This is a genomic window from Haloarcula salinisoli, assembly GCF_019599405.1.
GTDB classification, from domain to species: Archaea; Halobacteriota; Halobacteria; order Halobacteriales; family Haloarculaceae; genus Haloarcula; species Haloarcula salinisoli.
On the sequence record NZ_RKLQ01000002.1, the window covers coordinates 577,670 to 591,017 of the forward strand.

Consider the following 13,348-nt stretch of genomic DNA (forward strand, 5'->3'; position numbering starts at 1 on the left):
GTGGCGAGCGTCTCTGCGTCCCACCTGATACTCTTCATCGCCTCGATGATGATCGCCGCGAGCGTCGCCGGCGTGTTCACCGACAGCATCGGCCAGCTGAGCGGCGCCATCTCCGAGCAAGGGTTCGACGTCAGCAGCGACGTCCGGACCGACGTGGAGGTGATATCCGACAGCGGGAGCGACGCCATCTACAACGACACGACCGGAAACATCACGCTGTACATCAAAAACACCGGGACGGAGCGCCTGGCTGCCGACCCCGGCGTGCTGGACGTCCTCGTCGACGGCCAGTTCGTCACCGACTACACGGTGACCCGCGCCGACGGCGACGGCGCCTGGCGGCCCGGTACCGTCGTCCGACTGGACATCCAGCAGCCGCTGACCCTGGGTACGGACCACCGGGTCCAGCTCACCGTCAACGGTGACGAGGAGGTGTTTGAATTCCGAACATGAGTATCGCAAGTACTGACCTGTTTTCGCTCGGACTGGACGACCACGACCGACTGAACAAGGAACTGGGTGGCGGTATCCCACCGGGCAGTATCATCCTCGTCGAGGGAGACTACGGGGCCGGCAAGTCCGCCATGAGCCAGCGCTTTACCTACGGGCTCTGTGAGGAGGGTCACGACGTGACCTACCTCTCGACCGAGCTCACCGTCGGGAGCTTCCTCGACCAGATGCACTCGCTGTCCTACGACATGGTCGACCATATGCTGGACGAGAACGTCCTGTTCCTCCACGCCGACATCGGGGACTCGAACACCTTCTCCGGAAACGACGAGAAACAGGAGCGCAAGGAGCTGCTCCGCCGGCTGATGGAGGCCGAGGTCATGTGGGACGCCGACGTCATCGTCATCGACACCTTCGACGCTATCCTGCGCAACGACCCCAAGTTCGAGGCCCTGGTCCGCCAGAACGACGAGCGCCAGGCCGCTCTGGAGATCATCTCCTATTTCCGTGACATCATCTCGGAGGGAAAGTGCATCATGATAACCGTCGACCCGTCGACGCTGGACGAGGAGGCAATCGGCCCGTTCCGCGCCATCGCCGACGTGTTCATCGAACTCGAGATGATCGAGGTCGGCAACGATACCCGCCGCCAGATTAACGTCCTCCGCTTTGCGGGCATGGGCGAGCAGGTGGGTGACACCATCGGCTTCTCGGTGCGTTCGGGCACTGGTATCGTCATCGAATCGCGGAGCGTCGCCTAAGGAGGACTCAAGATATGACCGACCACGGACGTGCGAAACCATCGGACGAACTGCGCCAGATTGCAGCCCGGCGGCCCCACCTGCGGGACCACCTCAAGAAGTTCAAGCAGATTACCGGTGAGTTCCCGATGCTCATCGACGAGGCCGACGGCGAGTACGAGTCCGACCGGCCCAACGTCCTCTACCCGGTCGGTGGCCCCATCTTCTGTCACGTCTACGGCGACATCGGCCAGGACACGAAGTACTACGCCATCGAACCCGAACTCGACGAGGACGAGGGCGTCGTCTTCGACAAGGTGCGCAACCGGTTGCTCCAGAAGAGCGTCAACAAGCCCGCCCCCGAGAGCGAGTCGGAGTACGACGACCGCATCGAGGAACTCCTCCAGGAGACCACCCGCATCCGCAACGAGGACAGCGACAGCGGCGTGCTGACCCGGCTCCAGAACATCACCGACGTCGGCAGCGTCGAGGTGACCCAGTCGACCTACGAGAACATCCTCTACCGTCTCAACCGCGACATCGTCGGTCTGGGCCCGCTCGAACCGGTGATGCGCGACCCGGCCAACGAGGACATTCACGTCATCGGCCGCAGCGAGTGTCACGTCGACCACGGCGTCTACGGGATGCTCCAGACCACCGTCGAGTGGCAAAGCGAGGAGGCCTTCGACCAGTGGCTGCGCAACATGGGCGAACGGATGGGCGACCCCGTCAGTGACTCCGACCCCATCGTCGACTCCACCCTGCCCGATGGCTCGCGTCTGAACCTCATCTACTCCGACGACGTGAGCCTGAAAGGCCCCTCGCTCACCATCCGTCAGGGCGACGAGATACCCCTCTCCATCTTCCAGATTACGAAGTGGATGACCCTCTCGCCCGAGCTGGCGGCGTATCTGTGGCTCTGTCTCGAAAACGAGCAGACGGTCTTCGTCGTCGGGGAGACGGCCTCGGGAAAGACGACGACGCTGAACGCCATCACCTCGTTCATCCCCGACGACGCCAAGATATACACCGCGGAGGACACCGCCGAGGTGCTGCCCCCGCACAACACCTGGCAGCAGCTCCTGACCCGTGAAGGGGAGGACGAGGGGACGAGCATCGACATGTTCGACCTCGTCGCCGCCGCGCTGCGGTCCCGCCCCGACTACATCATCGTGGGTGAGGTTCGTGGGGAAGAGGGGCGGATGGCCTTCCAGGCCGCCCAGACCGGCCACCCTGTGATGCTGACCTTCCACGCCAGCGACATCGTCTCGATGATTCAGCGTTTCACCGGCGAACCCATCAACGTCCCCGAGACGTTCATGGACGTCGCCGACGTGGCGCTGTTCCAGAACCGCGTCAAGCAGGGTGACAAGGTCCTGCGCCGGGTCACCTCGGTGCAGGAGATAGAGGGGTACTCCAAGGAGATGGACGGCGTCGTCACCCGGCAGGTGTTCAACTGGGACCCCGTCGAGGACGAGATTGTCTTCCAGGGGATGAACAACTCCTTCGTCCTCGAAGAGCAGATCGCGACGCTGCTGGGCTACGAGGACACGCGTGACATCTACGACGACCTCCGGTTCCGCGCCGACATGATAGAACGTGCCATCCAGGAGGGCATCACCGGCTACCACGAGGTCAACGACTTCATCTCGGACTTCCAGCGTGACGGCGTCGAAGGGATTCCGTTCAACATCTCCCGACCCGACTGACTATGGCCCAGAGCGAAGCAGATAGCGGCATCGAACTGACGATTACCGAGACCGTCCAGGGGCTCGTCGAGTCGTACCGCCAGATGACGATTCCCCTGGAACGGTACCTCTTCTTTATCCTGATTCCGTCCATCGTGTTTTTCCTCCTCTCGGCGGTGGCAGCCGTCCTGCTCGACCTGCCGATGATGGTCCGGGCGCCCATCCCGCTGCTTGGCTTCCTGGCGATGACCTCCGCCATCTTCTACCCGAAAATCCTGCTCTCACAGCGCAAGCGCGAGCTCAACAACCGCTTTCACCTCATGATTACCCACATGACGGTGCTGGCGACGACGAAGATCGACCGCATGGAGGTGTTCCGCACGCTGGCTCAGGAAGACGAGTACGGCGAACTCGCCATGGAGATGCACCGTATTGTCCAGCTGGTCGACACCTGGAACCAGAGCTTAGACGACGCCTGCCGCCGCCGCGCCAAGCAGGTGCCAAGCGAGGCCTTCGCCGATTTCCTCGACCGACTCGCCTACACGCTCGGGGCCGGGCAGTCCCTGGAGGACTATCTGCTCTCCGAGCAAGAACAGATAATCCAGCACTACACGACGGTCTATCGCTCCTCGCTCGACAGTCTGGAGGTCATGAAGGACCTCTACCTTTCGATGGTCCTCTCGATGACGTTCGCGCTGGTCTTCGCCGTCGTCCTGCCGGTGCTGACGGGGACGAACCCGACGATGACCGTCAGCGCCGTCATCGTGATGTACATCTTCGTCCAGTCCGGGTTCTATCTCGCCATCAGGTCGATGGCGCCCTACGACCCGGTGTGGTTCCACCCCGAGGAGTACCCCTCCCCCATCGAGGAGCGCCTCGACAAATCGATGTACGTGGGTGTCGGGCTCTCCGCGGTCTTGCTGTTCATCACGCTCGGCGGGATGTTCGGCGTCTCGCCCATCGCGCTCGAGGACATCTTCTTCTTCCTCGATTCGGTTCCGCTGCCGTTCTACGCCGTCGTCCCAATCACGCCGATGGTCATCCCCGGCATCGTCTTCCGGCAGGAGGAACAGCGGGTCAAGAGCCGCGACGAGGCCTACCCGAGTTTCATCCGCGCGCTCGGCGCGACCGAGGGCGCGAAACAGTCGACCACCGGACAGGTGCTTCGCACACTCCGGAAGAAGGACTTCGGGGCGCTGACCCCGAACATCGACGACCTCTACAAGCGGCTCAACATGCGTATCGAACCGACTGCCGCGTGGCGCTTTTTCACCGCCGACTGTCGCTCCTATCTCATCCAGACGTTCTCCGAGATGTACCTCATCGGCCGCGAGATGGGTGGCTCGCCCAAACAGCTCGGGGAACTCATCGCCGCCAACATGAACCAGGTGCTCCAGCTGCGCCAGAAGCGGAAACAGGCCACCACGACGATGGTCGGCCTGCTGTACGGGATTACCGCCGCCTCGACCTTCGCCTTCTTCATCGGCCTCCAGGTCGTCAACATCCTCGCCGATATGTCCCTAGACCTCAACGCTGGCAGCCGACTGGACGTCAACTCCCTCATCAACACCAGCGTCTACAACATCCCGCTCATCGAGTTCCTGCTCGTCGTCATTATCATGTTCTCGGCCATGCTGTCGGCCCTGATGATTCGAACCATCGACGGCGGCCACAAGGCCAACACCTATCTGCACTTCGTGTTGCTGTCCTGGATTGGCGGGGTGACGGGCACCTTCACGAAGTGGATGGTGTCGCAGTTTCTCTCCATATAGCTACCACTTTTTGCACCGTCGCGAGCGCGCTTTCGCGCGCTCGCTCGGGCAAAAACTTGGGAAAAATCGCTGCGTGCTCCTTTCGCGCACCAGAGGTGCGCGGCAGTCCGCGCGCTGCGGTGGAACCGTCTCGCTCCGCTCGACGGATGCTGCCATCAGCCTGCCCTTCCCCGTCTTCGCTCGGGAACGCCGGTGGCGTTCCACTCGCTCACGGCCACAGCACTCAGCGGCCGTACAGCAGGTACGAGAGTGCCAGAAACGTTGCCACACCACCGACGGCGAACCCGAGGAGGCCGAACAGATACTGGCCATCGCCGGCAGCTATCGACCCGGTGACGAAGCCGACAATCGCGCTGGCGAGGACCAGGAGGGCACCCGTCTGCCACTCGTTGACGAATTCGCCGAAAGATTGCCCAGACATGCGCCAGAATTTCTGCTGAGATTACAAATAGGTGCTGTCTCCTGACAGCACCGACGCGCACAACACAGCCGCGACGCTAACTCATGAACAGCCGTCTGTCGGCCCGTTCGTGTGCCATGCCTCGCACGTCGGCAAGTGGTGCGAACGAACACATCGCCGTGAGTTCGGCGTCGTGATACCGCTCACAGACGGATTCCAGCACCGGAAACAGCCGGGAGAGCTGGGTCTGGATGGCCGTGTGGCCGAACCGTCCCAGCCGCTGGGCCGCGCCGAGCAACCCGGTGACCGACCCGTAGGCACTCACCAGCGCCGCTTCACGGGCGTCGAGGCCGGCCTGCTGGCAGACCACGCCGAGCGCGACGGGGTAGTGGCCCGCCGTGCGGCCGTCTTCGCAGGCCTCGGTGTACGCCGCGACCAGCCCGGTGGTGTCGGCCCCGGCGAAGAGCCCCTCGTCGATTTCGGTCAGGAGGTCCAGCAGTTTCGCCCCGGCCTTCGTCGAGCTGTCCCGGAACTCCGACGGCAGCGTCGCCGCCGAGAGGCGCTCGTCGGCCGCCAGCACGCCGTCGATGTCGCCCGCGGCCGCCGACCGGTGGGCGTGGCCGAGTGCGACGATCTCCGCGGGGCCGATAACACCACGGAGATACCCTTCGACGAGGTCGCCCAGTTCGTCGGCCGTCTCGATGTCGCCCTCGTTGAGGTACTGTTCGACGCCGTAGGAGGCGGTGTACGTTCCGACGGGGAGCATCGAATCCGACAGTCGCAGTGCCGTCAGCAACGCCGCCGAGGCGGTCATCGCTCCCCTCCCGTACGCCGCGGTGTGTGTCTACTCGTGTGCATGGCTGTGTTCGTCTCCGTGCGAATGGCTGTGGTCGTGGCCGTGGTCCGCTTCATGGGAACGCTCGTGTTCGTGGCTCGCTCCGTGGCCGTGGTCGTCGTTCACGGGCGCCCCGTCGCCGTCGACGAACCGCTCGGCGTCGACGGTCTCGTATCGGGTCGTCGCCGCTGCCGGGAGGTACGGCCCCAGGACGTCCTCGATGATGTCGCGGTCGGCCTCGACCGGGACGTAGAGGGTTCCGTCCTCGATGGCGATATCCCAGTGCTGGTTGCCGATTCGATGGCCGAGCTCGACCGCCGTCGACGCCGCTACAGCGGACGGGAGGTCGACGACGAACGCCTCCCGGCGCTCGAAGGCGACGACGACGGCGAGCTCCGCCTCCAGTACCAGCACGTCGCCGGCCGTGAGCTCCGGCCGGTCGACCAGGACGCCGAGGTCGGTCCCGGCCTCCGTCGTCACACGGAGCCGGGAGCGCTTCCGGTCGGTGTCGTCGAGGACGACAGTCTCCAGCGTCCCAGCCTGTTCGTGGGCCGCAACGTCGTCGGCCAGCTCGGGGTCGTCGTCGACGTTGCCGACGACGCCGTCGACGCGTCTCATCGCCCCCGGCCCTCCAGTGGCGCACCCACGCCGAGTAGTTGCGCCCGGGACTCGTCCCACGCCGCCTCGACGGCGCCCGTCACGTCGGCACTCCGGTCGCCCAGTACCCGGACCGTCACGCCGGCGCCGTCCGTAAGCACCGACGCCCCGGCAGCGACCGTGTGGTCGGCGAGTCGGTCGTGGAGCGCGTCGGCGAGCGCGTCGGTGTCGGCAGCGGGTGCGAAGACGTACAGCGTCCCGACGACGCCGTACTCGCCGACCGTCGCCGGGTCACGGGGGTCGCGTTCGTCGGGGCGGAGGTCGACGGCGTCCGCACAGACCAGCGAGTCCCCGACGCTGGCTTCCAGTCGGCTGTGGTAGTGGTCGAAACTGAACGGTTCGTGGTCGGTCAGGCCGTCCGGGACGAACACGTCGCCGACGACGACGGTCGCGTCCGGCGCCAGCTCGACCGTCGTCGTCTGGAGACACCGGGCGTCCTCGTTGAGGATGGTCGGGCCGGGCAGATACTCCAGATAGGCCCCGGACTCGGCGACCAGCGTCGCGTCCAGGTGTGCGTAGTTGGCCTTCATGCTGTGGACTTTCGTCGCACTCTGGGTCGTCACGTGCCCACGCGCACCCGAGCGAGCGTCCACACTGAGCGCGTGGCGGTCGCCCTGGAGGACGCCACCCGTCGGTTCCTGGAGACAGATCGTCGTCAGTCCCGGTGCGGGGTCGGTGTCGAGGGTGCCGGTCAGGTGGTACGGCACCTTCACGAGGTCCGACAGCAACCGGGTCGGATTCTCCCCCTCGCGGGCCAACACGAGGTCGGCGACCCCGTTCTTGCCGTGGCCAAAGGCCGGGGACTGTGGCAGCTGTTGCTCGCCGTACTCGCGGAACGCTTCCGGTACCCCGGTGGGAGCGCTGTCGGTACTCACGCGAACAGAACGCTCCGTTCTATCGACTCGACGACGCTGTCGATTCCCTCCTGGGCCTTGCAGTCCGTGAAGACGGTCGGCTCGTCGCCACGGACCGCCTCGGCGTCGTCCCGCATCACGTCGAGGTCGACGTCGACGTGGGGTGCGAGGTCGGTCTTGTTGACGACCAGCAGGTCCGCCTGGGTGACGCCGGGGCCGCGTTTCCGCGGGATGTCGTCGCCCTCGGCGACCGAGATGACGAACATGAAGTAATCTGCCAGCTCGGGATTGAACGTCGCCGCGAGGTTGTCTCCCCCCGATTCGATGAGGACGACGTCCAGTTCCGGGTGGGCCTCGGTGAACTCGTCGATCTTCGCGAGGTTCATCGAGGGGTCCTCGCGGATGCCGGTGTGTGGGCAGGCACCGGTCTCGACGCCGGCGACGAGCTCCTCGGGGATACGGTCCGCGAAGGACTCCCGGAGCCGGTCGGCGTCCTCCTGTGTCATGATGTCGTTGGCGATGACGCCGACCTCGTAGCCGGCGTCGTCGAGCCGCGGGACCAGTTGCTGGACGAGGGCAGTCTTCCCCGACCCGACGGGGCCGCCCAGCCCGACCTTGGCAACGTCTCGGTACCCCATTACTCCACTTGCTCCTGACTGTCTCCACGAATCGGGTCGTGGACCGTCACGAGTTTCGTCCCGTCGGGGAAGGTCGGCTCCACCTGTACCATATCGACCATCTCCGGGACGCCCTCCATCACGTCCTCGCGGGTCAGCAGGCTCGTCGCCTCCGAGCGGATTTCGGCGACGTCCATCCCCTCACGGGCCCGTTCACAGACCCAGTCGGAGATGTACGCCACCGTCTCCGGGTGGTTGAGTTTGATATCCCGCTCCTTGCGTCGTCTGGCAAGCTCCGCCGCCATGAAGATGGTGAGTCGTTCTTCGTCCTTGGGTGAGAGTTTCATAGGGTGTACCTCTGGGTGAGTGGGATTTCCTCGGCCGGTTCACAGGTGACGTGCTCGCCGTCGACCTCGACCTCGAACGTCTGGGCGTCGATGTCGATGTCTTCGGGCGCGTAGTCGTTGTGTAGCATATCGGACTTGCCGACGTCGCGAGTACCCCGGACGGGGCGGACCCGCGACTCCAGCCCGAGTTCCTCCCCGATGTCGTTCTCGTATGCGGCCTCGCTGACGAACGTCGTACTCAGGGAGTGTTTCGCCTTGCCGACCGCGCCCATGCGGGACCGCTGTTTCACCGGCTCACAGGTCATCAGCGAACCGTTGGCCTCGCCCATCTCGCTGTGGACCGGGAAGCCGCCCTTAATGACGTATTTGGGCTTGATGCCGAAGAACTCCGGCTCCCACAGCACGATGTCGGCCATCTTGCCCGGTTCCAGGGAGCCGACGTAGTCGTCGATGCCGGCGACCCTCGCGGGGTTGAGGGTGTACTTGGCGATGTACCGCTGGATGCGGGCGTTGTCGGCGTCGGTCCCCTCGTCGGCCGGCAGCGGCCCGCGCTGGGCCTTCATCTTGTGGGCGGTCTGCCACGTCCGGCAGATGACCTCGGCCATCCGGCCCATCGCCTGGGAGTCGGAGGTCATCATGCTGATGGCGCCCATGTCGTGGAGCACGTCCTCGGCGGCGATGGTCTCCGAGCGGATGCGCGACTCCGCGAAGGCCACGTCCTCCGGGACGTCCGGGTTGAGGTGGTGACAGACCATCACCATGTCCAGGTGCTCGTCGAACGTGTTGACGGTGTAGGGCATCGACGGGTTCGTCGACGAGGGCAGCATATGCTCGTGGCCGATGAGTTCGAGCACGTCCGGCGCGTGGCCGCCGCCGGCGCCCTCGATGTGGAACGTGTGGATGGTCCGGCCGTCGATGGCCTCGAAGGTGTCCTCGACGAAGCCGGATTCGTTCAGCGTGTCCGTGTGGATACAGACCTGGACGTCTTCCTCGTCGGCGACGCTGAGGGCGGTGTCGACGGCGTCCGGCGTCGACCCCCAGTCCTCGTGGAGTTTGAGCCCGCAGGCACCGGCCTCTATCTGTTCGACGATAGGGTCACGGCCGCTGCTGTTCCCTTTCCCGTAGTAACCGACGTTCATCGGGTACTCCTCGGCGGCCTCCAGGAACCGTTTGATGTTCTCAGGGCCGGGCGTACAGGTGGTCGCGCCACCGCCGTAGCCGCCGCCGAACATCGTCGTGACACCGCTTGCCAGGGCGTGTTCGAACAGCTCCTTGCTGTTGAAGTGGACGTGGATGTCGAACGCGCCGGGCGTCGCGATGAGGCCGTCGGCCGGGGCGGTGTCCGTGCTCGGGCCGATGATGAGGTCGTCGTCGACGCCGTCCATCGTGTCGGGGTTGCCGGCCTTCCCGATCCCGGCTACCTTCCCGTCGCGGACGCCGATGTCGCCTTTCTGGACGCCCAGCACCGGGTCGATGACGACGGCGTTGCTGAACACCCAGTCGAGGGCGCCCTCTGCCTGGGTCGTGCCGGACTGCATCCCCATCCCGTCGCGCATCGTCTTCCCGCCGCCGAAGACCGCCTCGTCGCCGTAGGTGGCGTGGTCGGTCTCAATCTCGGCGAGGAGGTTGGTGTCGCCCAGCCGGAGTCGGTCACCCTCTGTCGCGCCAAAGAGGTCCGTGTAGGCATCCCGCGAGAGTTCGCGACTCATTTGTCTCCCTCCATGTAGCCGGCGTCTCTGGCTCGCTCGAAGGCCCGTTCCCGGACCTCGTCGTCGTCGAGGTCGCCGTCGACCAGTCCGCCCATCCCCTTGACGACGCGGTCGCCGCCGATGGCGACGAGGTCGACGTCCTCCTCACAGCCGGGTTCGAACCGTATCGCCGTCCCGGCCGGGATGTCCAGACGCATCCCGTAGGCGGCCGCCCGGTCGAAGGAGAGTGCGGGGTTCGCCTCGAAGAAGTGGAAATGCGAACCGACCTGCGAGGGTCGGTCCCCGGTGTTCTCGACGGTGACCGACGTCGTTTCACGGCCGGCGTTGATTTCGACTGGTTCGTCTGTCGTCAGCAACTCCCCCGGAACGAGGTCACTCATCGCCCTTCTGCCTCCATTCGCGGTCATGGTCTCTGGGTGGTGAACGCGCTGCCATAGCAGATGCCGATTCGAAAAACGACACTAAAAACGTTGCTTTTAGTGTAGTAATGGGTGATTCTAGTGAGATGGGAGCAGAGACATAAAGAAATAGTGGTGGAGAATTAAAAAGATAATTCTACAGTCGGTATACCGGAGGTAGATTCGCCGTTCTCCAATTTTCCGGATAGCTGCTTCGGGAGTTAGCGAGTCTGAACAGGAACTCGGACAGAAAAGTAGCAGGCTTCAGCAGTTCAAATACGGGGCCACTCAGCTCGGGAGCAAGAGCCCGCTGAGAACGTTGACCGCGAACCCCAACACGAGGACCGAGGCGACGACCTGTGAGATGGCGTGGACGCGTTCACCGCGGTCCTTCGAGAACTTGAACAGCGAGCCGGCACCGCCACCTATCAGTGCCATCGTGGCGATAATCGTCACGGCGTAGGTGGCGACGATACCGACCATCAGGGGGGTCCCACCGCCCGGAATCGTCACGGAGATGAACGCTATCATCGAGACCGGCGGCGAGAGGGTAAACAGCGCGCCGACCGTCCCGATTTTGAGATACTCGACCGTCGAATGGTCGTGGCTGTGTTCGCCGTGGCCCTCCGCAGTCGGCCGTATCGAGGTCGGCAGGTGGACGTGATAGTGGGAATGTGGCTGGTCGCCGTGGTCGTGGGTGTGGCGGTGGACGAGTTTTCGCGTGCCCGTCACGCCGAGATACAGGCTCAACAGCCCCAGGACGATGCCGACGAACAGCGTCCCGAACTGCTCGAAGACCCCAGGAAAGGACGTCGTCCCGAACAGTACGTAGGCGGTGGCGACCCAGACGACGACCAGTAACGCGTGGCCGGCGGCGAAACAGCCGCCGACGAGCGCCGAGAGTTTCGGGTCGGCCGCCTCGTGGGTCAGGGCAGCGATGCCGGCGACGTGGTCGGGTTCGATTCCGTGGGTGATGCCGAGAAAGCCGGCCGTCAGGAGATAGCCGACGCCGGCGGTCAGCCCGACGCCGACTCCGACGTCGCTCAACAGGTCAAACATCGCTCACCCGCCTGTGGTCCCACCCCTTGTGGCCACGTGGTACTGATACGGCAGCGGTCTGTTCGACATCGAGGTGCGCGCGGCGCATTATCGGGAGGTTCTTCCCCCAGTTGGGTTATAGTGTTTGACGATATCGCAATATATGCGTTATAATCTGGACGGCTGTAGTAAATTCCCGGGTGGTGGCGGGCTACACCCGGTATCGTCCCGGTGACCGACAACACTGTTCACGCACTCAATTATTCCGGGTAAATACGAAGTCTACGAATCTACAGGAATGTAAATCTAGATTCGTTGGACGATTATCCAGTATATAAGGGAATATGTACTGGACTGATGTGTAACCATTGTATTTTCAATGGTATTGAACAAGATGGAAGGGTTTATTTGTGGTGTTTATCTCATGAGCCAATGTCGAATATGGAACGACAAACGTTTCAGAAAGGCCCTGAACGTGTACAGTTTGACCAAAATATTGAGAAATATATGGAGGATAGGAAATGAGTGGCCGAACGTTCAGTCGTCGATCACTGCTGGCAAGTAGCGCGACTGCACTCGGTATCTCTGTCGCCGGCTGTTCCATCGGCGGCGGCAGCAACAGCGGCCCGACGGTCGGGATTCTCGAGGACCGTTCGGGGAACTTCCAGCTCAACGGGACCTCGAAGTGGCAGGCTACTCGCCTCGCCCTCGAAGAGATCAACGACGACGGCGGGCTGCTCGGCGAAGAGATCGAAATCGTCGACCCCGACCCCCAGTCCGACAACAGCCGGTATCAGGAACTCACCGAGAAACTGATACTGCAGGACCAGGTCGACGCGCTGTGGGCGGGCTACTCGAGTGCGACCCGGGAAGCCATCCGTCCCATCATCAACGAGAACGAACAGCTGTACTTCTACACGACCCAGTACGAGGGTGGTGTCTGTGACAACACCATCTTCCCGGTCGGTGCGACCGCACGCCAGCAGCTGGGCATCGTGACGCCGTATCTGGCCGACGAGTTCGGCGACGACATCTACATCATCGCCGCCGACTACAACTTCGGGCAGTTGTCGGGGGACTGGGTGAACGTCCTCGCACAGGAAAACGACTACAACATCGTCGGCGAGGAGTACATCCCGCTGGACGAGACGGACTTCTCGTCGGTCATCAACCGGATCCAGGACGAGGACCCCGACTTCATCATGTCGATGCTGGTTGGGTCGAACCACGAGAACTTCTACGACCAGCGTGCGACCAACGAGATAACCGACATCCCAATCGGCACGTCGACGACGCTGGCCCAGGGCCACGAGCACATCCGCTACGACCCACCCGCGCTAACCAACGTTTACGCCGGTGTCAGCTACATGGAGGAGTTCGGCGACCAGCGGGACGGCGAGAACATCGTCGAGGACTTCTACGAGCGCTGGCCCGACGCCAACTACCTCAACCAGGAAGCCCAGAACAACTACTTCTCCGTGTACCTCTGGGCTGAGGCCGTCGAGGAGGCCGGTACGTTCGACCAGCAGGAAGTCATCAGCGTTCTCGAAGAGGGCCGCGACATCAGCGCGCCCTCCGGCGAACTGACCCTCGACGGCGCGACCCACCACATGGAACACGAGATGCGTGTGGCTGTCTGCGACGAGAACCACGAGATATCGTTCACCAACAACGAACGAATCGGCCCGAGCTTCCTCCGCAGCGAGGTCGAGGGCGGGGACGGCTGTAACCTCAAAGAACAGGACAAGACCACTCAGTACGTCCCAAGTGACGTCTACGATGTCTAGGCCACATGATTCAGGTCACGCACTCGACTCGCTTGCCGACCTGGACGGTGGTACGC

At 63.6% G+C, this 13,348-nt stretch carries 14 protein-coding genes; 5 read left to right on the forward strand and 9 right to left on the reverse strand.

What is annotated here, in order from left to right:
- The 4 genes from arlG to flaJ are packed head-to-tail and all read left to right on the forward strand — an operon-like array spanning nt 1 to nt 4,650.
- Nucleotides 1-453: an archaellum stator protein ArlG gene (gene arlG / locus EGD98_RS12165; protein WP_220588643.1), complete on the forward strand. Its 453-nt coding sequence runs from the start codon at nt 1-3 to the stop codon at nt 451-453.
- Nucleotides 450-1,211 carry an archaellum protein ArlH gene (gene arlH / locus EGD98_RS12170; RefSeq protein WP_220588644.1) on the forward strand — a complete coding sequence of 254 codons (762 nt, stop codon included), beginning with the start codon at nt 450-452 and terminating at the stop codon, nt 1,209-1,211. The genes arlG and arlH overlap by 4 nt, the downstream gene beginning before the upstream one ends.
- Before the next feature lie 14 nt (nt 1,212-1,225).
- The gene (locus tag EGD98_RS12175; protein ID WP_220588645.1) at nt 1,226-2,899 is read left to right on the forward strand and encodes a type II/IV secretion system ATPase subunit; all 1,674 of its coding nucleotides are present in this window, start codon (nt 1,226-1,228) and stop codon (nt 2,897-2,899) included.
- A 2-nt stretch (nt 2,900-2,901) separates the two neighbouring features.
- On the forward strand, nt 2,902-4,650 hold the full coding sequence (flaJ, locus tag EGD98_RS12180; protein ID WP_220588646.1) for an archaellar assembly protein FlaJ: 1,749 nt from the start codon (nt 2,902-2,904) through the stop codon (nt 4,648-4,650).
- Nucleotides 4,651-4,873: 223 nt separating this feature from the next.
- Here the strand turns inward: flaJ and EGD98_RS12185 are convergent, their stop codons facing one another.
- The 9 genes from EGD98_RS12185 to EGD98_RS12225 form a co-directional block, all read right to left on the reverse strand.
- Complete coding sequence (locus tag EGD98_RS12185) at nt 4,874-5,071, reverse strand: DUF8144 family membrane protein (protein WP_220588647.1); 198 nt, start codon at nt 5,069-5,071, stop codon at nt 4,874-4,876.
- A gap of 76 nt (nt 5,072-5,147) precedes the next feature.
- Nucleotides 5,148-5,864, reverse strand: coding sequence for an urease accessory protein UreF (locus tag EGD98_RS12190; protein ID WP_220588648.1), 717 nt, complete (start codon nt 5,862-5,864; stop codon nt 5,148-5,150).
- Between the two features lie 30 nt (nt 5,865-5,894).
- Nucleotides 5,895-6,503, reverse strand: a complete 609-nt coding sequence (ureE, locus tag EGD98_RS12195; protein WP_220588649.1) for an urease accessory protein UreE — start codon at nt 6,501-6,503, stop codon at nt 5,895-5,897.
- Nucleotides 6,500-7,417, reverse strand: a complete 918-nt coding sequence (locus EGD98_RS12200) for an urease accessory protein UreD (RefSeq protein ID WP_220588650.1) — start codon at nt 7,415-7,417, stop codon at nt 6,500-6,502. The genes ureE and EGD98_RS12200 overlap by 4 nt, the downstream gene beginning before the upstream one ends.
- Nucleotides 7,414-8,034: an urease accessory protein UreG gene (gene ureG / locus EGD98_RS12205; RefSeq protein ID WP_220588651.1), complete on the reverse strand. Its 621-nt coding sequence runs from the start codon at nt 8,032-8,034 to the stop codon at nt 7,414-7,416. The genes EGD98_RS12200 and ureG overlap by 4 nt, the downstream gene beginning before the upstream one ends.
- Nucleotides 8,034-8,360 (reverse strand): urease subunit gamma, encoded by a 327-nt coding sequence (locus tag EGD98_RS12210; protein ID WP_220588652.1) that lies wholly within the window; start codon nt 8,358-8,360, stop codon nt 8,034-8,036. The genes ureG and EGD98_RS12210 overlap by 1 nt, the downstream gene beginning before the upstream one ends.
- Entirely contained in the window at nt 8,357-10,069 is a 1,713-nt protein-coding gene (gene ureC, locus EGD98_RS12215) for an urease subunit alpha (RefSeq protein ID WP_220588653.1), read from the reverse strand. Before ureC ends, EGD98_RS12210 begins: the two co-directional genes overlap by 4 nt.
- A complete protein-coding gene (locus EGD98_RS12220) occupies nt 10,066-10,449 on the reverse strand; it encodes an urease subunit beta (protein ID WP_220588654.1) in 384 nt (127 codons plus the stop codon). Before EGD98_RS12220 ends, ureC begins: the two co-directional genes overlap by 4 nt.
- 306 nt (nt 10,450-10,755) lie before the next feature.
- Nucleotides 10,756-11,526, reverse strand: coding sequence for a hypothetical protein (locus EGD98_RS12225; RefSeq protein WP_220588655.1), 771 nt, complete (start codon nt 11,524-11,526; stop codon nt 10,756-10,758).
- A gap of 500 nt (nt 11,527-12,026) precedes the next feature.
- Between EGD98_RS12225 and EGD98_RS12230 the strand changes: the two genes are divergently transcribed.
- The gene (locus EGD98_RS12230; RefSeq protein WP_220588656.1) at nt 12,027-13,292 is read left to right on the forward strand and encodes an urea ABC transporter substrate-binding protein; all 1,266 of its coding nucleotides are present in this window, start codon (nt 12,027-12,029) and stop codon (nt 13,290-13,292) included.
- The last annotated feature ends 56 nt before the right edge of the window (nt 13,293-13,348 follow it).

What these genes read in the sequence shown, in the direction of transcription:
- EGD98_RS12175 (WP_220588645.1), top strand. Translation starts at nt 1,226, where the DNA reads ATGACCGACCACGGACGTGCGAAACCATCGGACGAACTGCGCCAGATT.
- ureE (WP_220588649.1), bottom strand. Translation starts at nt 6,503, where the DNA reads ATGAGACGCGTCGACGGCGTCGTCGGCAACGTCGACGACGACCCCGAG.
- arlH (WP_220588644.1), top strand. Translation starts at nt 450, where the DNA reads ATGAGTATCGCAAGTACTGACCTGTTTTCGCTCGGACTGGACGACCAC.
- EGD98_RS12190 (WP_220588648.1), bottom strand. Translation starts at nt 5,864, where the DNA reads ATGACCGCCTCGGCGGCGTTGCTGACGGCACTGCGACTGTCGGATTCG.
- EGD98_RS12230 (WP_220588656.1), top strand. Translation starts at nt 12,027, where the DNA reads ATGAGTGGCCGAACGTTCAGTCGTCGATCACTGCTGGCAAGTAGCGCG.
- EGD98_RS12210 (WP_220588652.1), bottom strand. Translation starts at nt 8,360, where the DNA reads ATGAAACTCTCACCCAAGGACGAAGAACGACTCACCATCTTCATGGCG.
- EGD98_RS12225 (WP_220588655.1), bottom strand. Translation starts at nt 11,526, where the DNA reads ATGTTTGACCTGTTGAGCGACGTCGGAGTCGGCGTCGGGCTGACCGCC.
- EGD98_RS12220 (WP_220588654.1), bottom strand. Translation starts at nt 10,449, where the DNA reads ATGAGTGACCTCGTTCCGGGGGAGTTGCTGACGACAGACGAACCAGTC.
- EGD98_RS12185 (WP_220588647.1), bottom strand. Translation starts at nt 5,071, where the DNA reads ATGTCTGGGCAATCTTTCGGCGAATTCGTCAACGAGTGGCAGACGGGT.
- ureC (WP_220588653.1), bottom strand. Translation starts at nt 10,069, where the DNA reads ATGAGTCGCGAACTCTCGCGGGATGCCTACACGGACCTCTTTGGCGCG.
- ureG (WP_220588651.1), bottom strand. Translation starts at nt 8,034, where the DNA reads ATGGGGTACCGAGACGTTGCCAAGGTCGGGCTGGGCGGCCCCGTCGGG.
- flaJ (WP_220588646.1), top strand. Translation starts at nt 2,902, where the DNA reads ATGGCCCAGAGCGAAGCAGATAGCGGCATCGAACTGACGATTACCGAG.